Annotated in this window: 19 protein-coding genes and 2 pseudogenes; 12 read left to right on the top strand and 9 right to left on the bottom strand. The window is 60.8% G+C overall.

The window, feature by feature from the left end; genetic code table 11:
* Positions 1 to 309 precede the first annotated feature (309 nt).
* Positions 310 to 3,969: a CheR family methyltransferase gene (locus tag KFO72_RS35410; RefSeq protein ID WP_225034037.1), complete on the bottom strand. Its 3,660-nt coding sequence runs from the start codon at positions 3,967 to 3,969 to the stop codon at positions 310 to 312.
* A 126-nt stretch (positions 3,970 to 4,095) separates the two neighbouring features.
* Between KFO72_RS35410 and KFO72_RS35405 the strand changes: the two are divergent.
* The 5 genes and pseudogenes from KFO72_RS35405 to KFO72_RS35385 form a co-directional block, all read left to right on the top strand.
* Positions 4,096 to 4,524: pseudogene (locus KFO72_RS35405) on the top strand (acyl-CoA dehydrogenase family protein); the annotation flags it as partial.
* 4 nt (positions 4,525 to 4,528) lie between these two features.
* The gene (locus tag KFO72_RS35400) at positions 4,529 to 5,341 is read left to right on the top strand and encodes an oxepin-CoA hydrolase, alternative type (protein ID WP_054930680.1); all 813 of its coding nucleotides are present in this window, start codon (positions 4,529 to 4,531) and stop codon (positions 5,339 to 5,341) included.
* A gap of 40 nt (positions 5,342 to 5,381) precedes the next feature.
* Positions 5,382 to 6,590 (top strand): CaiB/BaiF CoA transferase family protein, encoded by a 1,209-nt coding sequence (locus KFO72_RS35395; RefSeq protein ID WP_054930679.1) that lies wholly within the window; start codon positions 5,382 to 5,384, stop codon positions 6,588 to 6,590.
* A 35-nt stretch (positions 6,591 to 6,625) separates the two neighbouring features.
* The gene (locus KFO72_RS35390) at positions 6,626 to 7,612 is read left to right on the top strand and encodes an NAD(P)H-dependent flavin oxidoreductase (RefSeq protein ID WP_054930702.1); all 987 of its coding nucleotides are present in this window, start codon (positions 6,626 to 6,628) and stop codon (positions 7,610 to 7,612) included.
* A 189-nt stretch (positions 7,613 to 7,801) separates the two neighbouring features.
* The gene (locus KFO72_RS35385; protein ID WP_054930678.1) at positions 7,802 to 9,034 is read left to right on the top strand and encodes an ABC transporter substrate-binding protein; all 1,233 of its coding nucleotides are present in this window, start codon (positions 7,802 to 7,804) and stop codon (positions 9,032 to 9,034) included.
* Positions 9,035 to 9,195: 161 nt separating this feature from the next.
* On the opposite strand, the pseudogene KFO72_RS35380 reads toward KFO72_RS35385, so the two are convergent.
* Together KFO72_RS35380 and KFO72_RS35375 are read right to left on the bottom strand one after the other, a co-directional pair.
* Positions 9,196 to 9,548: pseudogene (locus KFO72_RS35380) on the bottom strand (SET domain-containing protein-lysine N-methyltransferase).
* 150 nt (positions 9,549 to 9,698) lie between these two features.
* Positions 9,699 to 10,658 (bottom strand): TetR/AcrR family transcriptional regulator, encoded by a 960-nt coding sequence (locus KFO72_RS35375; RefSeq protein WP_224100706.1) that lies wholly within the window; start codon positions 10,656 to 10,658, stop codon positions 9,699 to 9,701.
* A gap of 93 nt (positions 10,659 to 10,751) precedes the next feature.
* Between KFO72_RS35375 and KFO72_RS35370 the strand changes: the two genes are divergently transcribed.
* From KFO72_RS35370 to KFO72_RS35350, 5 genes are read left to right on the top strand one after another with little or no spacing between them, the layout of a single operon-like run.
* Positions 10,752 to 11,450 (top strand): HAD family hydrolase, encoded by a 699-nt coding sequence (locus KFO72_RS35370; protein WP_054930676.1) that lies wholly within the window; start codon positions 10,752 to 10,754, stop codon positions 11,448 to 11,450.
* Positions 11,392 to 12,591: a branched-chain amino acid ABC transporter substrate-binding protein gene (locus KFO72_RS35365; protein ID WP_225034038.1), complete on the top strand. Its 1,200-nt coding sequence runs from the start codon at positions 11,392 to 11,394 to the stop codon at positions 12,589 to 12,591. Before KFO72_RS35370 ends, KFO72_RS35365 begins: the two co-directional genes overlap by 59 nt.
* A gap of 55 nt (positions 12,592 to 12,646) precedes the next feature.
* Complete coding sequence (locus KFO72_RS35360; RefSeq protein WP_060605834.1) at positions 12,647 to 13,978, top strand: aspartate aminotransferase family protein; 1,332 nt, start codon at positions 12,647 to 12,649, stop codon at positions 13,976 to 13,978.
* Positions 13,956 to 15,797, top strand: a complete 1,842-nt coding sequence (locus KFO72_RS35355) for an IlvD/Edd family dehydratase (RefSeq protein ID WP_225034036.1) — start codon at positions 13,956 to 13,958, stop codon at positions 15,795 to 15,797. The genes KFO72_RS35360 and KFO72_RS35355 overlap by 23 nt, the downstream gene beginning before the upstream one ends.
* 10 nt (positions 15,798 to 15,807) lie before the next feature.
* Entirely contained in the window at positions 15,808 to 16,578 is a 771-nt protein-coding gene (locus KFO72_RS35350) for an SDR family oxidoreductase (RefSeq protein ID WP_054930674.1), read from the top strand.
* Between the two features lie 346 nt (positions 16,579 to 16,924).
* Here the strand turns inward: KFO72_RS35350 and KFO72_RS35345 are convergent, their stop codons facing one another.
* Together KFO72_RS35345 and KFO72_RS35340 are read right to left on the bottom strand one after the other, a co-directional pair.
* Entirely contained in the window at positions 16,925 to 17,419 is a 495-nt protein-coding gene (locus KFO72_RS35345; RefSeq protein WP_148654615.1) for a hypothetical protein, read from the bottom strand.
* Positions 17,420 to 17,634: 215 nt separating this feature from the next.
* Complete coding sequence (locus tag KFO72_RS35340) at positions 17,635 to 18,357, bottom strand: hypothetical protein (protein ID WP_225034035.1); 723 nt, start codon at positions 18,355 to 18,357, stop codon at positions 17,635 to 17,637.
* A gap of 469 nt (positions 18,358 to 18,826) precedes the next feature.
* On the opposite strand from KFO72_RS35340, the gene KFO72_RS35335 reads away from it, so the two are divergent.
* Together KFO72_RS35335 and KFO72_RS35330 are read left to right on the top strand one after the other, a co-directional pair.
* Entirely contained in the window at positions 18,827 to 19,174 is a 348-nt protein-coding gene (locus KFO72_RS35335; protein WP_225034034.1) for a hypothetical protein, read from the top strand.
* Positions 19,175 to 19,202: 28 nt separating this feature from the next.
* On the top strand, positions 19,203 to 19,586 hold the full coding sequence (locus KFO72_RS35330) for a hypothetical protein (RefSeq protein WP_060605843.1): 384 nt from the start codon (positions 19,203 to 19,205) through the stop codon (positions 19,584 to 19,586).
* A 307-nt stretch (positions 19,587 to 19,893) separates the two neighbouring features.
* Here the strand turns inward: KFO72_RS35330 and KFO72_RS35325 are convergent, their stop codons facing one another.
* The 4 genes from KFO72_RS35325 to KFO72_RS35310 form a co-directional block, all read right to left on the bottom strand.
* Positions 19,894 to 20,271, bottom strand: coding sequence for a helix-turn-helix domain-containing protein (locus KFO72_RS35325; protein ID WP_412101817.1), 378 nt, complete (start codon positions 20,269 to 20,271; stop codon positions 19,894 to 19,896).
* Between the two features lie 63 nt (positions 20,272 to 20,334).
* Positions 20,335 to 21,570 (bottom strand): MFS transporter, encoded by a 1,236-nt coding sequence (locus tag KFO72_RS35320; protein ID WP_060605849.1) that lies wholly within the window; start codon positions 21,568 to 21,570, stop codon positions 20,335 to 20,337.
* Positions 21,571 to 21,867: 297 nt separating this feature from the next.
* Entirely contained in the window at positions 21,868 to 22,629 is a 762-nt protein-coding gene (locus KFO72_RS35315; protein WP_054930667.1) for an SDR family oxidoreductase, read from the bottom strand.
* A 42-nt stretch (positions 22,630 to 22,671) separates the two neighbouring features.
* Positions 22,672 to 23,066, bottom strand: a 395-nt coding sequence (locus tag KFO72_RS35310) for an SDR family NAD(P)-dependent oxidoreductase (RefSeq protein ID WP_225034033.1), incomplete at its 5' end; no start/stop codon positions are given.

The raw sequence follows: 23,066 nt of genomic DNA, 5'->3' as shown, positions 1-23,066 counted from the left end.
ATACCGAATCGCGAGAGAGCCAACTTTGGTCACCACGGATACCTCTGATCACCGTATTTGCGCGCTCTCCGCTTCGGCGCCAGCGAGTCGGGGTGGCCTTTCGGACCGGGTAGAGGCGTCCAAAGAACGTCGCCGAAGGAGCGTAAGGGGTCGGTTTAACGCGTTCGCCGTCGGCGCGGGTTCGGCCACTTCCTGCTGTTCGTCGCATTCGTCGTGCAGTTATTCGAACGGTCGCACCGCACCGTGCTGGGGACCTTCGGACCTTATGATCGAATCCTGCCGCCGGGCGGCGTCGCCTTTCCCGAGTGCTCATCGGCCACGGCCGAGCACAAGCTTCTCCAGCAGAACCTCGGTGTCCACCGGCTTGGGCAGGTGATCGTCGAAGCCGGCGGCAATTGCTGAGTCCCGGTCCTGCAGCGACGCCAGACCGCTGAGTGCAAGTGCATAGACCCGCCGACGGCCGCCTTCGCGTTCACGAACGCTGCGCAGTAGCGCGTAGCCGTCGGTGCCGGGCATAGCCAGATCGCTCACCAGGATATCGAATGAGCCGGCCGCGAGACAGGCGATTGCCTCGTTCGTCCGGGATGCCGTCTGTACCTGTGCTCCCTGGCTGCGCAGAAGATGAGCCAATGCTTCCAGCGCCTGCTCGTCGTCGTCAACGAGCAGTATCGACAGGCCATCCAGTGTGGCCGACCAGTTCGAAACAGGTCCTACAGGGTCCGCCACTGTCATTGCTGCGCATTGCACCAAAGGCAGTCGTACGGTGAGCCGCGTGCCACGGCCTTCGCCTTCGCTGCTCGCCGCCACCGTACCCCCGTGTGCCGCGACCAGGTGCTTGACGATCGATAGCCCCAATCCCAGTCCACCGTACTGGCGCGTGCGGCTCATGTCGGACTGCATGAAGCGGTCGAACAGATGCGGCAGGAGATCGGGGTTCACGCCGATGCCGGTGTCGGCGACCGACAGTTCGATCAGCGCGCCCAGCCGCGTAAGTGCGACTTCGACACGACCGCTATTCGGAGTGAACTTCAAGGCGTTGCCAATCAGGTTGGACACCACCTGCTGAAGGCGACGCGCGTCGCCGCTAACGACGGCTTCGTCGTGCAGCCCGGAGCTGACCAGTGTTATTTCCTTCGTCGTCGCCGCCGGCCGATGACCTTCTACAACGGTGCGCACGGTCGCGGCGAAGTCAACCGGCTGCGCGTCAAGCGCGAAACGGCCAGAGGTAATGCGCGAAACATCCAGCAGGTCATCGATGAGCGCTGCCTGCGACTGGCATTGACGCAAGATCGTCTCCACCGCGCGCCGGGCCGTCTTGTCGTCAGTCTGCAGCCCGCGCTCGCTGGCGGTCTTGAGAACCGCCGCCCAGCTGGCGATCACGTTAAGCGGTGCGCGCAGTTCGTGCGAGACGATGCCGAGGAAATTGTCCTTGGCATTGTTGGCTGTCTCAGCGTCACGCTGGGCGGTCTGCGCGCTGTCGACGGCGCGCTTGAGCTCATCGATGTCCTGCACGGCGAGCACAGCGCCGTCAATCCGGTCGTCGGTCGTCCGGTAGGCGCGCACGTTGACCAGCCACCAATGGCCTTCGACGTCCTGGTATTCGTGCTCGACTTCCGCCAACCCCTGTACGGCGGACAGTACCATGTGCTCCAGGTCACCGGTTGAAAACATCTGGCTTAGCTGCGCCATCGGCTGCCCGACGCTATCGGGCGGGAAGCCGAACAGCTGCTGGGCCTGCGGCGAGAAATGACGCAACCGCAACTGTTTGTCGAGCAGCACCACCGGCAGCGGAATGCCTTCGACCAGGTTACTCAGGTCGTCGTTAGCGCGGTCGAGTTGCTGGTTCCGCGTCCTGAGCTCATCATTGAGCGAGCCCAGTTCCTGGTTTGCGGACTCCAGTTCCTGCTTGGCCAGTAGCAGCTCCTCGTTGGCGCTTTGCAGTTCCTCGTTGGTACTGAGCATCTCCTCATTCGCGGTCCGCAACTCCTCATTCGCGGATTCGAACTCAGCAACTACAGCTTTCAACTGTTTCTGCGTCGCCTCAAGTTCGTCAGACAGCGTCGTCACTGTGCGCTCCAGTTCCTGAAGACGACCGTGTCCCGAATGCAGGTCGGGATTCATGGTGGGCTCGGCGGACGTTTCCAGGGGCAACGGATGTAGCGTCACCAGAAAATGTGGCACCAGGTCTTCGGCGCCCACTGGCAGCACTTCGAGTGCATATCGCCTGTCGCCGAGCGGCACGCGTTCACGCCGCACTGGCTGGCCCGTCCGCCTGGCTTCAATCAGCGCAGTACGCACCGGCACGTTCAGCTCAGGATTCAGCAGGCGCGGCAGGGCTAGCGAGGCTTCGCCGCTGGCCGGCGCCACGAACTCCGAAACATCGCCGCGGAACTGCACCACGTCGCCCCGCTCGTCGACGACGAAGCCGGGCGGCGCATAGCGCTCCAACGCCGTGCGGGTGGCTGCTTCGATAACCGGGTCCACTGGCTGAGCGCGTCGGGCGGGTGGTGCGCCGCCTTCGCTGGACCATGGTCGCAATGCATCAATCGGGAATAGCGCCTGCTGCCGTCTGGCCACCGGAATCTTGCGGTAGAGATGTGGCGCGCCCGCGTGCTCGAAGCCGTCCGCCCCTGCTGCCGCCTCGGCGCGGCCGAGCAGCACGAAGCCGTCGGGGCGGCAGGCGTAGTGCAGCGCCTCCAGCGCATGCTGCTGCGCCTCCTTGCGCAGGTAGATCAGGAGGTTTCGGCAGCTGATCAGGCCCATGCCAGAGAAGGGCGCGTGGGCCAGTACGTTGTGCCGCGCAAACACACACATGTCGCGGATCGACTTGCGCACAACGTAGCCACCGGAAGTCGCGGCGAAAGTGCTCTCCCGGAAAGCCTCAGGCACGTCGTCGACCGAGCCTGAACTGTACCGGCCTGCGCGGGCGACCTCGATCGACGCCTCGTTGATATCGGTGCCGAAGATCTGCACCCGCCGGTGCAGCGCTGCGCGATCGAGCGCGTCCTTTAGCAGCGTGGCGATGGTGTACACCTCTTCGCCTGTTGAGCAGGCCGGCACCCAGACACGGATCGGGTCGTCGTTCGTCTCCAGCAGCGCCGGAATCACCGACTGGCGCAGCACGTTGACGAACTCGGCATCGCGAAAGAAAGCGGTCACGCCGATCAGGATGTCGTCACGAAGCGCCGCGGCCTCGCGGGCATCGCCACGCAGCAGTTGCAGGTAGGCGTCGACATCCCTGTCCTTTTGCAGCAGTACGCGGCGCAGGAAGCGCCGGCGCAGGTTCACGTCCTTGACATAGCCGAGGTTGATGCCGGTTTTCTGCTGCACAATTGACAGCGCAACACCGAGCGCGTCGGCGTCGCCCGTCTGCGCATCAGCTACCTCGTCCCTGCGGACCGCATCGCCCAAGCGCCGGACAAGACAGCCGGCGATATCTTCCGGCGGCAGTACTTCGTCAACCAGACCGGTATCGATCGCCGCTGTTGGCATGCCCGGGTGGCTGGCCGTCTCCGGCTTTTGCGCGATGACAAAGCCACCAGAGGCCTTCAGGTCCACCAGACCGCCCGATCCATCGTGACCGGTCCCAGAGAGGATGACCACCGCGCCGTTTACATCCGGATCCTGCGCGAGCGAAGCCAGGCAGGCGTCGATCAGCAGATTGGGGCCGGCCTGACGGCGGGTTAGCCGGAAGTGACCGTCCAGCGCGATCACGCCAGCGTTCTCGGGTAGCACGTAGACCCGGTTGTGCTCGATCTTGCGCTGGTGAACCAGTCTCTCGACGGCCACACGAGAATCCGCCTGCAGAATGTCAGCAAGGTGGCTTTCCTCGCCCGGATCAAGATGTGTGATCACGAGTGCGGCAAAGCCCGGTTCTTGTGGTAGCGCGGTGACAATCGTGCGTAGCTCGTTCAGGCTGCCTGCCGATCCCGCCAGCACGACCACCCGCAATAATTCTGACGACCCCATGGTCGCGCTCCTGCTTTTTCTAATCGATGAAGTGGGCGCAGTCTAACCTGTCGCGGCCAACATTGTGAGAGGTATAGCAACGGTCGTGCCAATGGACTTCGTGCCGTTGGCATCGTTGAACACTGCATCGGAGCGGGCGTGCTCGCGTTGTGCGCGGAGGCGCTGGGCGCGATGGAAGTGGCGAAGGAGCACACGCTCGAGTACCTGCGCACGCGCAAGCAGTTCGGTGTGGCGATCGGCAGCTTCCAGGCATTGCAGCATCGGATGGCCGATCTGCTGCTGGAGATCGAGCAGGCGCGCTCGGCTGTCATCAACGCGGCTGCCGCATTCGGCGCGGGCCGCATCGAACGCGAACGCGCGCTGTCGGCGGCGAAGCACACGATCGGGCGCGTGGGCGCGCAAGTCGCGCAGGCGTGCATCCAGCTGCACGGCGGCATCGGCATGACGTGGGAATTACCGCTCGCGCATTACGCGAAGCGCCTCGTGATGATCGACCATCAACTCGGCGACGAAGATCACCATCTCGAACGCTATATCACTCTGGGCAGGAGCTAAGACTGTGAACGAACCCATTCTTTCGCGCCGCGAAGGCGCGGCGCAGGTGCTGTCTTTCAACAATCCGGCTGCGCGCAATGCGCTCACGACCGAGGTCTACACGGCGCTTCCGGCAGCCATCGAAGCGGCGCAAAACGATCGGGAAGTCGGCGCGATCGTGCTGACGGGCGTAGGCGGCGCGTTCTGCGCGGGCGGCGACCTGAAACGGCTCGCGCAACGGCGCGTGGCGACGCCGCTCGAGCGGCGCGCGGGCATCGAGAATCTGCACGACATGATTCGCTCGCTGCGCGACTGCGGCAAGCCGGTGATCGCGGCAGTCGAAGGCGCGGCGGCGGGCGCAGGGCTGTCGATTGCGCTCGCGTGCGACATGCTGGTGACCGCCCGCAACGCGTCGTTCTCCGTGGCCTACGTGAAGGTCGGCTTGTCGCCGGATGGCGGCGCGACGGCATTCCTGTCCGGTGTGCTCTCGCGTCAGCTGATGACCGAGTTGTGTCTGACGGGGCGGCCTGTCACGGGCGAACGCATGCATGCGCTAGGCGTCGCGAACCGGCTTGCCGAGCCGGGCAGCGCACTGTCGGAAGCCTTGGCGCTCGCGCAATCGCTCGCGACGGGGCCCGAGCGCGCGATCGCACGCATCAAGAGTCTGTGCCGCCAGGCAGGCGGAAACACGGTCGACGCGCAACTCGACCTCGAAGCCGACTACATGGCGCAATCGCTCGGTGACGATGAATCCGCCGAAGGCATCAACGCCTTCTTCGACAAACGCGCCGCTGATTTCTCCGCGTTGCGCCGCGCGTCCCAAGTCAGTTCTCACTAGACGCGGCGCGCGTGTTCTCCTCTGTCATTGCGGATCTGTCATGTCGAACCTGAACTCTTCACTGCCGCTTGCCGGCGTTCGCATTCTCGATTTATCCCGCGTGCTGGCGGGACCGTGGTGCGCGATGGTGCTCGGCGACCTTGGTGCGGAAGTCATCAAGGTCGAGCATCCGAAGCGCGGCGACGACACGCGCGACTGGGGCATACGCGTCGGCACGACCGAAACGGCCTATTTCAATAGCGTGAACCGCAACAAGCGTTCGGTGTGTCTCGATCTGCAAACGGAAGAAGGTCAGCAGATCGCGAGAGACCTCGCGCGGCAGTGCGACGTCGTGATCCAGAACTTCAAGTTCGGCGGCGCGGAGAAGCTCGGTCTCGGTTACGAGCAGCTCAAGGAAGGGCGCGAGGACCTGATCTACTGTTCGATCTCCGGCTACGACCGGCGCGGGCCCGAGGCGGCGCGTCCCGGCTACGACGTGGTGCTGCAGGGCGAAGCGGGGCTGATGGCGCTCAACGGCAACGCCGATCAGCCGCCGCTGAAGTTCGGCGTGGCGGCGGTCGATCTGTTCACGGGGATGTACTCGGCGCAGGCCGTGCTCGCCGCGCTGTTCGAGCGTCAAAGGACGGGCAAGGGGCGTCATGTCGAAATGGCGCTGTTCGATTGCGGCCTGATGATCACGTCGTACTACGGGCTGGAGTCGATGCTGATGGGCGAAGACCCGCCGCGCTACGGCAATTCGCATCCTTCTATCGTGCCGTACGGCGTGTTCGATGCGCTGGACGGCCCGCTCGTCATCGCGGTCGGCAACAACGGCCAGTACGAGCGCTTTTGCCGCGATGTGATCGAACGGGCAGATCTGTTCGACGACGACCGCTATCGCACGAACCTCGTGCGGGCGGCGAATCGCGAAACGCTCGTGCCTGAACTCAAGCGCGAGATTGCCAGCAGACCGCGCGCGCTGCTTCTCGAACGTCTGACGCGCGCGGGGATTCCGTGCGGCGAAGTGCTCGGCCTGCATCAGGCGCTCACCTCGACGCGCGCGTCGCAAGGCGGATTGTTGACGACCTTCCAGCATCCCGAGGCGGGCAGCACGCACCTGCTTGCGCCACCGTATCGCTTCGACGGCGCGCGGCTTCCCGTGCGCAGCGCCCCGCCGCGACTCGGCGAAGGCACGAGCGAAGTGCTCCAGTCGCTGCTCGGGCTGTCCGCCGAACGGCTTTCGCAACTCAAGGCAGAGGGCGTCGTATGACGCTGGATCGCGTGTTATTGCACAAGGACTATTCAATGAGCCAGACTGCTTTTTCCAACGCCGTGACTGAACTGTTCGGCACGCGGCTGCCCATCGTCGCGGGTGGCCTGATGTGGCTCGCCGATGCCGACTATGTCGCGGCCGCCTCGCGTGCGGGGATCATCGGCTTCATCACGGCGGCGAGCTTTCCGGAGCCGCAGGCGCTGCGCGCCGAGATCCGCCGCTGCCGCGAACTGTGCGAGGGCGGCCCGTTCGGCGTCAACGTGTCGATGCTGCCGAAGCTCGTGCCGGGCGAGAAAACGCGCGAAGTGTTCGAGCTGATCGTCGAAGAGGGCGTGGCATGCGTCGAAACTTCGGGACGCAATCCCGAGGAATTCATGCCGCTGCTCAAAGAAGCTGGTGTGAAAGTGCTCCACAAGGTGCCTGCGGTTCGGTTCGCGGTCAAGGCGGCTGCCGTGGGCGTCGATGCCGTCGCGATCGTCGGCGCGGAGTGCGGCGGTCATCCCGGACTCGACATGGTGGGCTCGTTCGTGAACGCCGCATGGGCCGAGAGCCAACTCGACATTCCCTATCTGATCGGCGGCGGCATCGGTCGCGGCTCGCAGCTTGCGGCGGCGCTCGCGATGGGCGCATCGGGCGTGGTGGTCGGCACGCGCTTCGCCGTGGCCGAGGAAATCTGGGCACACGACGAATACAAGCGCCGGCTGGTGGAAGCCGGACCGACCGATACGGATCTATGCATGCAGTCGGTGCGTAACACCGTGCGGACGCTGCGCAACGAGACGACGGCTGCGGTGAAGGCGCTCGAGGCGCAGAACCCGGACATTACCATTGCCGACCTGATGCCGATGGTCGCGGGCAAGATCGGCCGCGACGCTTACGTGACGGGCGACTGGTCGAAGGGACTGCTCTCTGCGGGACAATCGCTTGCCTTCATCGACAGAATAGAACCGCTTGCTGATATCGTGCTGCGGTTCGAGCACGACATGCGCGAGGCGATGGGGCGGCTGGCGAGCCACTGATACCATCGTAACGGGCGCACCCCGCCGGCGCCAGATCGATGCTGAGCGTCGAGCGGCGCAACGGTTGTGTACCGGCCACGCTTGAGCGTCGTGAGCGGATGCCTGCAATTAGAAAGCGTGACATCTAGGTGCGGCGCCACGGCGCAACGCCCCGCGGTGATCGAGACACATAATGACAGGAGAGAGACGATGTGGAAAAAAGGGAAAGCAGTACTGCTGGCGACATGTACGGCATCAGCGGCGCTCTTGAGCGCACCGGCAACTGCTGCGCAGGCAAAGCTGTCGGATGGTGTGGTCAAGATCGGGGTCCTGACCGACATGTCGAGTATCTATTCGACGCTAGGGGGACGCGGCGCCGTGCAAGCCGTCAAAATGGCGGCGGACGACTTCATGAAAGAGAACCCTGACATCAAGATCGAAGTCGTCTATGCGGACCATCAGAGCAAAGCCGATATCGCAGCAAGCAAAGCGCGCGAATGGTTCGATCGTGACAACGTTGACATGGTGACTGATCTGACGAACTCGAGTGTCGCCTTTGCCGTTATCGACCTGGCGCGTCAACGAAACCGGATTGCCATCGCGACAGGCCCGGCGAGTTCAGAGATCACCAACTCGAAGTGCACGCCCATTTCCGTTCAATACGTGTATGACACGTACGCGCTAGGCCGTACGACCGCACGCGAGATGATGCGGCAGGGCGGTAAGACCTGGTACTTCGTCGCGGCCGATTACGCGTTCGGTAAGGCATTGGTCGGCGATGCGTCGAATGCGATCAAGTCCGAGGGCGGTAGCGTGCTCGGGACTGCATGGGCCCCGCTGCATACATCCGATTTCTCCTCTTACTTGATGCAGGCACAGTCCTCCCGTGCCAAGGTGATCGGCTTGGCCAATGCGGGCGGTGATTTTGTCAATGCGATGAAAGCGGCTCAGCAATTTGGGCTGACGCGTACGGGTGGCCCCCAGATGACGGGTTTGCTGGTCTTTCTTGCCGACGTGCATGCCATCGGGTTGCAAGCCGCGCAGGGTCTCGAATTTTCCACCGCGTTCTACTGGGATCGGGATGACGAGACGCGCAAGTGGAGCAAACGGTTCTTTGAATCGGCAAATCGTATGCCGGAGCAGACCGATGCGGGGGACTACTCGTCCACCTTGCATTACCTGAGGGCGGTGAAGGCCGCCGGAACCGACGAAACCGGCGCGGTCATGAAGAAAATGCGAGAACTGCCGATCAACGACTTCTTCGCCAGGAACGGAAGAATTCGCGAGGATGGCCTGATGGTGCACGACATGTATCTCGTGGAGGCCAAGAAGCCGTCCGAGTCGAAGTACCCATGGGATTACTACACCGTCAAGGCGGTGATACCGGGCGAGAAGGCATTCAGGCCATTGACCGAAAGTGCATGTCCGCTTGTCAGGAAATAATGTTAGCCGCCCGCGACCTGTAGAGGAATTCTATCCGCGAGGAGTCGAAGCGGCCGCTCCACTCCGATACCAGCCTTTGCAACGCCAAATGCTCGACCGGCAGCAACGGGTCGCGAAGGGGCGTCCGGCGCCCCCGGCAACAGTCGTTCGGTTGATCGACGTCAACCATCTGAGGCGCCGAGCATGGATCGCCGGCGCCCGGGTGAGTTCCAGCGGCGTGCGTACAGTTGCCTGATCTCATCGGTGGGTTCGCTCTCAATTTCCAGCGCATAGTCGATGAACAGCTCGCAGCCGGCCGCCATGTCGGTGAGGCATGGATGAAGACACGATCACCCGGTTCGATGGCTTCGCAGTTCAGTGAGCACGTGTGATTCGGGAAGCGGGCACTGTTACCATCGCGACTGCCATCAATTACCCGTGCGTCCGAGAGCCCGACGACGAAGGTGTGTGCGACATTGGCACGCCGCCGCGCGGCCGCCCGCCGCCAGCTGGCCAGCTCGCCCCTGCATTCGATAAGCCGCTAGCCGGCCGCGATGCGCCCCAGGACAAAGAATCCCGTCACGCACCCGAACTTCGTGCCCTTAAACTTCCCTGTTGCACGTGTGAAGTCCTCTTTGAGCCATTTCGTGCCATGTCGCGCAGCCGAACAATCCATGTGTGCTATTCATGAACCTCCGGGACCTGGCAGTTGCCGCTGGAGTCCATCCAGTACGACATCGATGTACCGCTCGTGGCTCTGTTTCAGCGACGAATTGGTACCGCCCTTCCAGCGTACGATGAATGCCTGATTCGAAAGTCGTTTGACATTCGACGTCAGAACGGGAAAGGCAGAGGGGTCGAGTTCTTCGAATCGCGTGCGCAATCTGCCTTCCCATGCGTCGCGTTCGTCGGCACCGTGGCCCGCGAATTCCAGCGTCACGAAGCCGACCATCGCGGTAATCACCGTGTTGTACACGTGAATCAGATCTTCGGGTCTGAAGCCCGCGGAAAGCAAGGTCTGAAGAACCGCTTCGACCATCACGGGATTCATACTGGCATTCGAAATGATCTGCGAACCCAGTAACGGTGCGATGTTTGGATGCCGCGCAACGGCGTCGCGATAACGATTGAACAGTTCCTTCAACCAGTCGCGCCAGCGCGCGGCCGGCAGTGTTGGAGGAACAAGGTCACCCAATGCCGCCGCGATCACTTCGACGAGTAACTCGTCGCGGCTTGGCACGTGCCAGTAGATAGCCGTCGGATAGACACCCAGCTCTCTCGCAACGTCGCGCAGGCTGAACGATGCGTAGCCTTTGGCATCGATCAATGCGAGGGCAGCGTCCACGATACGTTCTCTCGATAGCCCCTGATCCTTCGGGGCCCGGCCACGTCGCTTCTTCTCGGGCGCGGTAGCCGCCGCCGCTGACTCTTCCTTTCTGCTCAACGTGAGTTCTCGCCATTGAATTCGAACGAGCGTCACTCTACTGCAAACGGTGCGATCGCGCGAGACGTCGGGGAAAACCCGCAAATTTGCTCGCTTGCACATTTTAATTGTACGGCGTACATTAAATTCACTTCGAGAGCGTTGCTGATGATCTGCGATGGTTTTGACATGGCTCGCGCGTGAAGAGAAGGGATTCTGCATCGCTCGTGTCGACATGGCTGCCGAAGTCGAAGGGCAGTCTCGAAGCCGGTCAATATTTGTTAAGTTAGCACTACTATACGATGGAAGAGAGCTATGAAACCCAAAGCACTAACGTTCGACTACTTTGGCACGCTCGTCGATGTGACGACGGGCGGTATTCGCGGTATTGAAGGCGTATTGCAGCATCTTGCGCTCACGACGCAAACAGCGGCCAATGTCTATGCGGACTGGGACAGGCGCACGGTGCAGGGATACAGAAGCAACGCGTACCGGCGCTATCGCGATGTCGCGCAACAGGCGCTCAAGGATTGTCTGGAGGCGCTACATGAAGGCTGCACTAGGGGGCAGGAAATGGCGGCGTTGACTGAGTTGCTGCTGACACATCTGGTTGAATCATCTCCGCCTTTTGACGACGCCGTTGCGTTCCTCGACTGGGCACGCGACAGATTCGTGCTCATGCCGATTACCAACATGGACACGGACCTGTGGCGTCGAAGTCGTCTGGTTGAGTACTTTCCGAAAGTGACGACGGCGGAGATGGCCCGCGCGTACAAACCATCGGAGACGATCTTCAAAACTGGGCTTGCCACGCTCGACATGCGAGCCGACGAAATCTTCCATTGTTCGATCGGCACGTGGGCCGATATCGACGGTGCCAAGCCGCTCGGTATCAAGGTGGCGTGGATCAATCGTGGTGCCGAGAAACTGGGTGATTTCCAGGCGCGCCCGGATTATGAGTTCGCGACGCTCGAACCTGTGCGCAGCGTGCTGGAACATCTCATCAACGAATGACGGGAGCATGATCATGCGTATTCCTGCAATGAAGATGCTTGTGGCAGGCCTGAGCGTTGCGTTGGCATCCGCGGCGGTTCATGCCGACACGGTAGTGAAGATTGGTGTCGCAGGTCCACTGACGGGTTCGCAGGCGGCGAGCGGCAAAGACAACGAGCGCGGCGCGAGACTCGCTGTCGATGATCTCAATGCAAAGCATATGACGCTGAATGGCCAACCGCTCAAGTTTGAATTGATTTCCGTGGACGATCAATCCGATCCGAAGGCCGGAGTGACTGTTGCGCAGAAACTCGTAGACAACGGTGTGCTCGCAGTAATCGGGCACTGGAATTCTGGCGTGACGATACCCGCGTCGAAGATCTACAACGATGCGAAGGTGATCATGATCACGCCCGCGGCATCGAACCCCGCATTGACGGTTCCCGGCTACCCGTACGTATTCCGTCTGACCACTGACGACAATGTACTTGGCGGAAAAATGGCTGACTTTGCCGCGAATACGCTGCATCTGAAGCGCGTCGCGGTGATAGACGATCGCACGGCATATGGCGCGGGTGTAGCGGATGTGTTTTCCAATACGGCGAAGAAGCAGGGAATCGAAATTATTGCGCGCGAGTACGCTACAGATCACACCGTTGATTTCAAGGCGGTGCTGTCGAAGGTGAAACTGGAGAAACCGCAAGCCATTTTCTACGGCGGTTATTACGGGCAGGCCGCCTATCTGGCCAGACAGATGCGCGACCTTGGAATCAACGCGGTATTGATGGGTGGCGATGGACTGTGCGTCGGCGAATTTCCGAAGCTTGCCGACGGTGCGCTCGACAAGAAGATGTACTGTCCACAAGGCGGTGTGCCGCTTGCAGCGTTACCCGATGGCAAACGCTTCGAGGCCCGCTTCAAGGCAGCATATGGTGTCGATCCCGATCAGAAGGCACCGTCTTTCTACGCCGCCACCTTGATGATGGGCGAGGCAATTGCGAAGGCGCAATCGCTATCGCCAGAAGCACTCGACAAGACGCTTCATCAGACGACCTTTAACACCCTGTTCGGGCAAGTACGCTTCGATCAGCGCGGCGAATGGATCAAGGCACCGATGACGGTATATCGGTCCGCGGGCGGATCGATCGTGCCCGTCGAATGACCGATCTCGCAGAACCCATATTCAGCAACAGATCCCGAATGAATCAGGAATGCATATGTCGATAACCAACGTATTGCCATCGCAGCCGGATATGGCGGAACTCAGGCGCGCGGCTTCACTCGCCTCGGGCGCGTTCGCAAAGTCGAACCCCAAAAGTGAAGCGGCGCATCTTGAAGCCTTATCCGTCATGCCGGGCGGCAATACCCGTTCCGTGCTGTTTTATTCGCCGTTCCCATTGACGATCGCGCGCGGCGAGGGCAAGCGCTTGTGGGACGTAGACGGTCACGCCTATACTGACTTCCTCGCCGAGTACACGACGGCGATGTATGGCCATAGTCACCCCGTGATTCGCGCAGCCGTTGTCGAGGCACTCGATAACGGTCTCAATCTGACGGGCCACAATACGCTGGAAGTGCCGCTTGCGCGTCTGTTGCAAGAGCGTTTCGATTCCGTCGAATCACTGCGATTTACAAACTCAGGTACGGAGTCGAACCTGATGGCCATTGCGGCGTCGCTCATCTTCACGGGGCGCAAGAAAGTCATTGCCCTTAAGGGCGGCTATCACGGCGGTGTTCTGACTTTCGGTAGCGGCAATAGCGCGGTGAACGTGCCGCACGATTTCGTCGTCGTGCCGTACAACGATCTGAGCGCCGTCGAAGCCGTCTTCGCTACGCACGGGGACGAGATCGCCGCCGTTATCGTGGAGCCGATGCAGGTTGCAGGTGGATGCATCGTCGGCGAACCTGAATTCCTGAAGGGATTGCGAGCGCTGACGCAACGACACGATGCGTTGCTGATTTTCGACGAAGTCGTGACATCGCGCCTGTCGGGTGGTGGACGGCAGGCGTTGCTCGGCATCCGTCCCGACCTCACGACGTTCGGCAAGTACATTGGCGGCGGCATGTCGTTTGGCGCATTTGGCGGCCGCAAGGATGTGATGGCGCAGTTCGATCCGCGCTTGCCCGGCGCGACGCCGCACGCGGGTACGTTCAACAACAACGTGTTGTCGATGGCAGCCGGATACGCGGGCCTTTCTCGCCTCTATACGCCAGGCGCTGCCGCTGCGCTCAACGAAAAAGGCGAGCGGCTGCGGGCGCGAATCAACGGGCTGTGCCGCGAACGCCATGTCGCGATGCAGTTCACAGGCATCGGATCGCTGATGAATCTGCATGCGGGCACTCAGCCGATCCATTCCGTCGACGATCTCAGCGAGGCCGAAACGCCGCTCAAAGACCTGTTCTTCTTTCACATGACTGAACATGGATGTTACGTCGCGCGCCGCGGCTTCATCGTGCTGACACTGGCACACGACGAAGCCGATCTGCAACGTCTCGAAGAAGCGGTGACGTCGTTCATCGACCGATATGAAGCGCTGCTTCGCGCCTGATAGGCAGCCTGAGGAGAAAGCGTTGACATCTGATCAGTCAGCTCGCGCGCCGAGGCCGCTGCGCAGCCGCCGTTGGTTCGACAACCCATCGAATCCCGGCATGACTGCGCTGTATCTCGAGCGCTACATGAACTTCGGCATTACGCGCGAAGAGTTGCAGTCGGGTAAGCCGATCGTCGGAATCGCGCAGACAGGCTCCGATCTCGCGCCGTGCAATCGACACCATATCGAGCTGGCAAAACGCGTGCGCGACGGCATCCGCGACGCGGGCGGTATTCCGCTCGAGTTTCCTGTTCATCCGATCCAGGAAACGGGCAAGCGGCCGACAGCGGCACTCGATCGCAATCTGGCCTATCTCGGGCTGGTCGAAGTACTGCACGGCTATCCGCTAGACGGCGTTGTGCTCACGACAGGTTGCGATAAGACCACGCCCGCTTGCCTGATGGCCGCTGCGACCGTCAACATTCCGGCGATCGTGCTGTCGGGTGGTCCGATGCTCGACGGCTGGTATCAGGGGAAACTGGCGGGCTCCGGCACCGTCGTGTGGGAGGCGCGCAAGGAACTCGCGAGAGACGAACTCGATTACGCGGCGTTCATGGAAAAGGTCGCGGCGTCGGCACCGTCGGCGGGACACTGCAATTCGATGGGCACGGCGCTTTCGATGAATTCGCTCGCCGAAGCACTCGGCATGTCGTTGCCCGGTTGCGCATCGGTGCCTGCGCCGTATCGCGAGCGCGGCTGGTTTGCGTACGAGACGGGCAAGCGGATCGTGCAGATGATCGGCGAAAACCTCAGGCCGTCGGACATCATGACGTGCAAGGCCTTCGAAAACGCAGTGGCCGTCGCAGCCGCGATCGGCGCTTCGTCGAATTGCCCAATCCACATGATCGCGATCGCTCGACACATTGGCGTGGCGCATTCGCTCGATGACTGGCAGCGCGTCGGTGCCGACATTCCTTTGCTTGTCGATTGCCAGCCGGCGGGGCGTTTCCTCGGCGAAGCCTTTCATCGTGCCGGTGGTGTGCCGGGCGTGATGAGGGAATTGCTTGCTGCGGGCCGGTTGCACGGCGGCGAGATGACCGTCACCGGGCGTGTGCTGGCGGAAAATCTGGCGCAGGTCGCTGCGCCGGACCGCGAAGTGATCCGGGCATTCGATGCGCCGCTGAAGCCCGCAGGCGGCCATATCGTGCTCGGCGGGAACCTGTTCGACAACGCTGTGATGAAAGTCAGCGTCATCGACGCACGGTTTAGAGGGCGCTTCCTGTCGAATCCCGACGATCCGGATGCATTCGAAGTCACGGCTGTGGTCTTCGAAGGCCCGGAGGACTATCACGCACGGATCGACGATCCCGCACTTGCAATCGACGAAAACTCGATGCTCGTCATGCGGAACTGCGGACCCGTCGGTTATCCGGGCGGTGCCGAAGTGGTCAACATGCAGCCGCCCGCAGCATTGATCCGTCGCGGCATCGACACGTTGCCGACGATGGGCGATGGGCGCCAGAGCGGCACTTCGGGCAGTCCGTCCATTCTGAACGTATCGCCGGAAGCGGTGTTAGGCGGCGGGCTGGCGCTGCTGAAAACGGGCGACCGGCTGCGCATCGATCTGAAGAGGCGACGCGTCGACCTGCTGGTCTCCGATGACGAGCTTGCTGCGCGCCGGGCCGCGTGGTCTGCGCCGTTGCTGCACAATCAGACCCCCTGGGAGGACATGTATCGAAGCATGGTAGGTCAGCAGGGCAACGGCGCGTGTCTCGAACCGGCGACCATGTATCTCAAGATCATCGAGTTGCGCGGCGAATCGCGCGACAACCACTGACGGGGCGACCATGACTCAGGCAAACGGGATTCAGTTGCCGCGCGTGGCTATCGTGACAGGCGCGGGGTCGGGCATCGGCAAGGCGGCGGCGCTCGAACTGCTGAGGAACGGATGGGCGGTTGCGCTGCTCGGCAGACGTATCGAGCCGTTGCGGGAGATCGCCAATGACGCCGCGTTCGAAGAGCGCGCATTCGCGGTGTCTTGCGATGTATCCGATCCGCTTGCCGTTACCTCATCGTTTGACGCCGTCGTTGCGCATTTCGGGCGGATCGATCTGCTGTTCAACAATGCGGGCATTGGCAATCCGCCCGGTTCGTTTGAAACGTGGACGCCCGAACAATGGCGCGGCACCGTCGACGTCAACCTCAACGGCATGTTTTTCTGCTTGCAGAGGGCGTTCAGGATCATGTCGACGCAAACCCCGCGTGGCGGCCGAGTCATTAATAACGGGTCACTGTCAGCCTGGGTGCCGCGACCGAATTCGATCGCCTACACGGCCACGAAGCACGCCGTGACGGGCCTGACGCGCTGCGCCGCGCTCGATGGCCGTGCGTACGACATCGCCGTGGGCCAGATCGACGTGGGCAACGCGCACAGCGACCTTGCAGGGCCTATGGCGCACGGGGTTCCGCAAGCCAATGGGGAACTGTCAGCGGAACCGCTGATCGACGCGGAAATAGTGGGTCGTTCGGTGGCGTATATGGCGAACTTGCCGCTCGACGCGAATGTGCTTTTTCACACCGTGATGGCAACGAAAATGCCATTTGTCGGGCGAGGATGACGCATCACCTCATGTGATTTCGGATGTAGACGTATTCATCATCGGCAGGTCGGGACGACCTATGAGTCAGCTTTCGCTGCAGTCGGATGAGTATTCGCGGCCAAGAGCCGCCGGTCGAGGTCGACTCCAGTTTTGATCAGCCAAGGTCTCGTTTACCCTCGCTCAATGGCCGGTTTCCGGCGAGCGAATTGCTGGCGGCACTGCCTCAACGCGGCCAACTCCTGCCACTCGCTAGCGCGCGCCTGCAGACGCTCAAATGGCCGATCCTGAGCAGGCAGCGGACGTCCACTCGCCATCCCTATCGTCGGGCCATCGGCCACTTTCGCTTGTGTTCCCTTCGACACCCTCAATGTGCGATCGACAACCCAGCAAGCATTGCTACACCATTCGCGGCTTCTATTCCGACGTCCTCGGCAACAACATCGATTCCGTTGATCGTCGTACGAGCCGTGTCTTCCACCCCGAAGCTAGCGTCGCCAACATCGACCATCGCTTTGATATGGTCACTGCCAGCCAGCGCCCCAAACCAGAACCTCGCGGCACTGGATCGAGCGCTGTATTCCTCAATCGTAATCCTGACCTGAACGCCGGTCGAGACGATCTTCAATCCATCCTTGTCCGCCTGACGCTCAAAAGCATCGATCACACCAGCGCGCACAGATGCGGGCACTTGATGTCCGTTTGAGTCCACCGTGGGTTCAGCCACCCCATCGTTCAAGCGCGTCCTCAAGTTCTCACCGCCGGCGTGTGCTGCCTCGATAGTGGGTTGTGTTGTTGCAGCACACCCAACAAGGAGGGCGACGGCGGTGATACCCGACGCCCGCAGAATCTTTGAATTCAACTTTGTCCTCAGAATATGATCATCGCCGGTTGCGGAGGCGCAGAGGCAGTTTGTTGTCCAAACCGACGCTTATCGCCATTCTCGCCTTCGATGCTGGCGTCGTGACGGGAGTCGCCGGGGGGTGTCCCAGGAGCCATATCTACACTGGGTGGCTCTGATAGCAACAACAACTGCCAGTTGATTTCCTGCGGCGACCTAGTTGGGAAACCGCTGTGTTAGCTCCTGGTTCCGAGGAATATGAATCCCTCATTCCTCGCCGAATTGACCCCCGCAGCGATCATCTGCGTTCCTGAAATGACGACTTCAAATCCAATTGATGTACCCGCCCCCTCCGGGCAAGACGCGGAGTTGAAGGTCACGTTGGCGTCGAACACATTCTTTCCGCTTGCTCGCGGTTTCGCGGACCCACTAAAGGCACACGTCCCCGTAGCACCATTGAAAGTGCCGTCGGCAGCAATGGTGAGGGTTGTCGTCTCGGGGTTACCAGCGGCAGTTCCAGTCCAGGTGCCTACTGCCTCTGAAATTGTGGGCGTCGCGTCGTAGGTTGCGTTGTAAGTCCCGCTGAAGTTGATGGACCTACCTGATTCACTTACGGTGGCAGACAGGGATTGCTTCGTCGCCACGGTCCCTGTGAGTGATCCGGGGAAAACCCCGGTCCCAACTACAAAATCGACGGCCGACTTGTCCGAGATGCTGTTTCCGTTGACCATGAGCGTTCCTTCGATCATGCCATCCACTACGTTATTCGCCGAGTACACGGCGAAATATTGTCCCGTCTCTAACACCAATGTCGCGACGGCGTGACCGTCGCTCGAATTACCTTGCCAAAAGCCTTGCGGATCAGCGTTCACGACAGTTGGTGATGAGCCGCCGCCGCCCCCACATGCGCTCAGGAATACAGCAGCTACTGCGTATACGATGGTGCTCTTTGCCTTCATGTTGCTCTCCAGGTTGTTTTTCACTTCCTTGCCGCATTCCCCGGTCTGCAACAAGTATCTTCAGTCTAGATGGGATCGAGCCTCCGCTCTTGATCCCTATCAAGATGTAACAGGACGCTTGCAAAGCAGTCCGATCGGTGTCGATTGAATATTTCCCCCAGCGAGTTCGACGGGACGATTGGTCAGGCGCGCGTTGGTCGAGGTCATGCAATAAGGCCTGCACCGTTCCATCTGCAATGCAGTACGCATTCCATTCGGTTTCGGAATCTGTGATCTCGACTGGCTTAGGAAACAGAAGATAACTTGATCAATGTCAGACGTACCCGAAGCGGCCACTCATAGTCTTCATCTGAGTCACTGATGCATCGGATAGGCTGTGCGTCCCCAAACGGTGAAGCCGAGCGATTGATTTGCGCCTGTTGGTACCGTTGGCTATTGCTGGCTATTGCACATGCTTACGGGAGGAAGAATGCGCCATCTCATATCAAGTCTCGTAGCCGCGCTCTCATTTGCGATATTGGCGTGTACTACAGTGCCGGGCGACAAGACCCTGCTTGACTTCCTGGGAGACGGCGCGACGACGCGGAAGACCGCTCTGTTCAAGCTTGGTGAACCATCAGGCACGTTTGATCGTGACAGAATCCTGACCTATCGGATCGGAAGCCCGAAAGATGGCGGCTATCTTTTATTGCATCCGCATGCAGCAGGCACCGAATACAACTGGAGCGCCGAACCAGGTGTCACGCTATACAGCCTGGTTCTTGTATTCGACGAGAAGGATATCTTGGTGAAACACTCTCTTGTACGCGTTAGGTAATTGTGAAAGTGATAACTTTGGTCAAGATATGTCCTCGTTTGCCGGTCGTCTCATATTGATTTCCCTGATAACTGTTCCGCTGTGCGCGGGCTGTATCATTTTTCCTGTGGACTACTATTACGTCGGTTCGCGTAAAAATATTTCGGAGCAAACCCAAGCAAAGCTTGTTGTTGGGGTTACAACCATGGAAGACGTTTTGTTGGTCCTCGGAGAACCGGAGCAGTCATTTCCGAAGCTGAATGTACTGGTCTATAAGTGGGACAAGGTTAAGGCGCTACTACTCTATGCGGCCCCGGTTCCGGCACCAAATGGCGCTGGTGCCGTCGAAATTGGGAAACACTATGAGCTGGACCTGACATTCGACACGAATAACATACTGTCCGAGACAAACCTTATCGCGAATGCTCCATAGCGACAAATTGTATCTACCGCCTGCCTTGCCGCAGTAAAGGCTGCGCAGGCCAATGACCGAATTGCTTCGGGACCAGACGTTGTCTCCAAGAGGTGTTTGAGGACCGCTGCGGGTCGACTTCTGTCTGATGTAGTCGGGGCGACGGCAGCATCTGTGGTCGGCTCACCGTCGGACCGTATGCGGCCACTTCCGGTCATTGGGGCAGCAAAGCAATGTGCCACTCCTGTGTCCGCTTGACGCACGGGAGCAGTCATTGTGAATTGGGGTGAAAAGGTCCGAGTCGATCAGCAACGGAGAGCCGCGCCTGCTAACCGTTGACCAGATTCTCATCAGCCGGAAGACTGCGCGCCTCCCTTCTCAACGATTGCGGGGCCGTTCCAAACGCCCGAACAAAAACTTCCCGGATATCGCGTCCGTCACGAATTCCGACTTCGCTCGCGATAGTTTCAAGCGAATAACGGCGACGTTCGATCATGTCTCTGGCCGCTTCGAGACGGAGTCGCTCGAGTGCTTTGGCCGGAAATTCGCCCGTCTCGGAAAGAAAAATGCGTCCGAATTGTCGGATACTTAGGTGCACAGCCTTTGCCAGATCGTCTACGTGCAGTGGCTTAGACAGATTTACACGGAGGTATTCCGGCGCCGTTTGAATTCTGTTCGACTTTGGAGCGAGTGCCAGCATCTCCATGCTGCGACTGTCCACCGGATCGCCTGTGATGCATGACCAGCGCGCGGCACCGACGTCGCGAAATCAGAGTCGTGCCCCTTTTCTACCATGCCGGGCACGACGTCGATCGACGACGATATTGTCGAACGGGCGCTCCTGTGCGCCCGACGCTCGTGAGATTTTGAGGCTGGCAGTTGCCAGCGCGAGAAAGAGCAGCGAACTGCCAATCACACCGGCAAATCCGAGTGCCGGATAGATCCAGCCCGCGACGGCTGAACCAAGACCAATCCCACAGAACACAAACGACGCGGTCAGCGCCAGCGCTACGCCGCGCAATTGCGGCACGAGTTCGACGATGCGTCGTTGCTGCGAAGGCCACAGCAGGTCGGTCGCGAACGCCCACGCGGTCAGCGCGACAAACAGCCACCCCACGCTCGGCGATGCGAGCCATAGAAAGACGAGGTCCGCCGAAAGCAGCGCGAGGCCGGCGAGCAACATGGTTTCCGCACTATAGCGTCGTGCCGCGCGCGTTACGAACAGATTACCCGCGACGCCCGCAACGCCCAGCACGACAAGCGATGTCGACACCGTTCCAGGCCCCGCATGAAAGACGTCGCGGATAATGGGCGCGATGAACGAATAGGTCGAGTAAACGCCCGCCGCAATAAAGAACACGACGAGGAACGCGCTGAGCGTGTCGGTGCGCGTCAAAAGCGCGGTGACCGTCGAGAGCTTGACATGTTCGCCTTCGCTGGAGTCGGGCACCGCCCATGCGATGAGCGCCGCCGTCGCGGCGCCTGTCACTGCCACGGCCAGAAACAGAACTCGCGCCCCACACGCATGCGCTATCCACGCCGAAAGCGGCATGCCGACAAGGCCCGCGATGCTCAGTCCGAGCAGCACGACGGCGATTGCGCTGCCCTGATGCTCACGATCGGCGAGGCTCGATCCGAGTGCGCCGAGTACGGGGCCGATGAAACCCGCGCCAAGCCCCATCAGCACGCGTGAAACCAGCAGCACAGGATAGTTCGGCGCCGCGGCAAACAGGAGCGCCGCCGCGCTGAAGAGCCCCAATCCAAGCAATACCTGGCGGCGCCGTCGTAAGTGTCCGAAGCCGACTTGCAGCAATGGCGCAGCAAAAGCGAACGTCACGCCGAATACGGAAATCAGGTAGGCACTTTGTGAGTCGGCGAGCCCCCATTGACGCGAAATCGCATCGAGACTGCCTACGACGGACAGCGCGCCCGTCGCCTGAACGAAGTACGCGAGGCTGAGAGTGCGAAGCGCGCGTCGGGTTGGCGCGGAAAATGGCGTGTTCATTCGAGTGGTTTCAGAGTTCGGGTGCACGGCGATCCGACACCGGGCGCATACCGGACGATATCCGCCGCGAGGCGAAGCGCGCCCACGACGAAGATCAGCAAGCAGAGCTTTTGACGCAGTGTGCGTGGCATGGGCGATCAGCCGTTCGCGAGCAGCGTGTAGCTGGCCGCTTTCGTGACGTCGGTCCGCGGATCCGAAATGGCGTTCTCCATCACGCCGACGATCATCCCCGCTAAACCGAACGTTTTGAAATCGCCCCGTTTCTGCGCAAACTGGACCGGAAGGGCGGCCCGAGCCTCAGGCGACGGGGATTGGGTTGTCGCGCAGTGAGAGGTTGAACTGGTCGACAAACGCGTGCTCGTTGGGGCCCGCGTTGTCGCGCAGCGGCTGCGCGACGCTGACGACCACTTCAGTCGTAGCCGTGGCGAGCTTGTCCATCGTCTCTGCGATGAACGCGTCGAGCGGCATCGCGCGCGGGTCGCCGCTCTTGTGGACGAGATCGGTATCGACCCAAGGCGGCGTGATTTCGAGCACGCGAACGCTGGTGTCGCGCAGCATGAAACGCTGCGACATCGAGTACGAATGCAGCGCGGCCTTCGTCGCAGAATAGAGCGCAGTGGTGGCGAGCGGCACGTAGGCAAGCACCGAACTGTTGTTGATGATGTACGACTCGGGATGCTGCTTCAGATGCTCGACGAGTGCCGCGCTTAGCCGTACAGGCCCGAGCAGGTTCGTGTTGATCAGGTGGACGGCTTGCGCGTCGTCGAGGACGCCGCCCGCATCGTCGAACGGCATGATACCGGCGTTGTTGATGACGACGTTGAGCGTCGGGTACTTCGCGATCAGCTGCCGCGCGACCTGCTGGATCTGTGCGCCATCGGCGATGTCGAGTTCGATCGTGTCGATGCCCGGATTCGCTTTTGCGACTTCGTCCAGCAAGGCCTTGCGGCGCCCCGCGATGATGACCTTGTTGCCGCGCTTGTGAAAAGCTTCTGCAAGCGAACGGCCGATGCCCGAAGTGCCGCCTGTAATGAATATCGTGTTGCCAGAGAGTTTCATGCTCACATCTCCTTTGAGATGACTATGTATCTGATGTGGATGTCAATGCGTGGCTGTGTAGCGTGGTGCTGGAACGTTGGTCGACAGCAGGGAAGACATCGCGCGCCGCGCGCTTTCGTATTCGACCCATTTAGCAACGTCATGTAGAGAAGGGACCGTCACAAGCTCGCCCCGATCAAACCCAACCAGCGCGGCATCGACCATGTTTTCAGCGGACATCACGATCGACTTGTCCAGGTTTTCGAGCGGCAGGCCGCCTGTCTGCCAGAAATCGGTAGCCGTCGCGCCCGGCAGAACGGCCTGGATCTGAATTCCTTTGTTAGCGAGCTCGTAATGCAGAGACTGGCTGAATGCCAGCACGAACGCCTTGCTGCCGCCATAAACGCCATTGAGCGCTTCCGGCGCAATGGCGACGATGGACGAGATATTGATGACGG

The sequence above is a fragment of the Paraburkholderia sp. XV genome, assembly GCF_020177535.1.
In the GTDB taxonomy this organism is placed as follows: Bacteria; Pseudomonadota; Gammaproteobacteria; order Burkholderiales; family Burkholderiaceae; genus Paraburkholderia; species Paraburkholderia caribensis.
This window is presented reverse-complemented; position numbering and strand designations above follow the sequence as displayed.

What these genes read in the sequence shown, in the direction of transcription:
- KFO72_RS35410 (WP_225034037.1), bottom strand. Translation starts at nt 3,969, where the DNA reads ATGGGGTCGTCAGAATTATTGCGGGTGGTCGTGCTGGCGGGATCGGCA.
- KFO72_RS35395 (WP_054930679.1), top strand. Translation starts at nt 5,382, where the DNA reads ATGTCGAACCTGAACTCTTCACTGCCGCTTGCCGGCGTTCGCATTCTC.
- KFO72_RS35390 (WP_054930702.1), top strand. Translation starts at nt 6,626, where the DNA reads ATGAGCCAGACTGCTTTTTCCAACGCCGTGACTGAACTGTTCGGCACG.
- KFO72_RS35385 (WP_054930678.1), top strand. Translation starts at nt 7,802, where the DNA reads ATGTGGAAAAAAGGGAAAGCAGTACTGCTGGCGACATGTACGGCATCA.
- KFO72_RS35375 (WP_224100706.1), bottom strand. Translation starts at nt 10,658, where the DNA reads ATGCAGAATCCCTTCTCTTCACGCGCGAGCCATGTCAAAACCATCGCA.
- KFO72_RS35370 (WP_054930676.1), top strand. Translation starts at nt 10,752, where the DNA reads ATGAAACCCAAAGCACTAACGTTCGACTACTTTGGCACGCTCGTCGAT.
- KFO72_RS35365 (WP_225034038.1), top strand. Translation starts at nt 11,392, where the DNA reads ATGAGTTCGCGACGCTCGAACCTGTGCGCAGCGTGCTGGAACATCTCA.
- KFO72_RS35360 (WP_060605834.1), top strand. Translation starts at nt 12,647, where the DNA reads ATGTCGATAACCAACGTATTGCCATCGCAGCCGGATATGGCGGAACTC.
- KFO72_RS35355 (WP_225034036.1), top strand. Translation starts at nt 13,956, where the DNA reads ATGAAGCGCTGCTTCGCGCCTGATAGGCAGCCTGAGGAGAAAGCGTTG.
- KFO72_RS35350 (WP_054930674.1), top strand. Translation starts at nt 15,808, where the DNA reads ATGACTCAGGCAAACGGGATTCAGTTGCCGCGCGTGGCTATCGTGACA.
- KFO72_RS35340 (WP_225034035.1), bottom strand. Translation starts at nt 18,357, where the DNA reads ATGAAGGCAAAGAGCACCATCGTATACGCAGTAGCTGCTGTATTCCTG.
- KFO72_RS35335 (WP_225034034.1), top strand. Translation starts at nt 18,827, where the DNA reads ATGCGCCATCTCATATCAAGTCTCGTAGCCGCGCTCTCATTTGCGATA.
- KFO72_RS35330 (WP_060605843.1), top strand. Translation starts at nt 19,203, where the DNA reads ATGTCCTCGTTTGCCGGTCGTCTCATATTGATTTCCCTGATAACTGTT.
- KFO72_RS35325 (WP_412101817.1), bottom strand. Translation starts at nt 20,271, where the DNA reads ATGGAGATGCTGGCACTCGCTCCAAAGTCGAACAGAATTCAAACGGCG.
- KFO72_RS35320 (WP_060605849.1), bottom strand. Translation starts at nt 21,570, where the DNA reads ATGAACACGCCATTTTCCGCGCCAACCCGACGCGCGCTTCGCACTCTC.
- KFO72_RS35315 (WP_054930667.1), bottom strand. Translation starts at nt 22,629, where the DNA reads ATGAAACTCTCTGGCAACACGATATTCATTACAGGCGGCACTTCGGGC.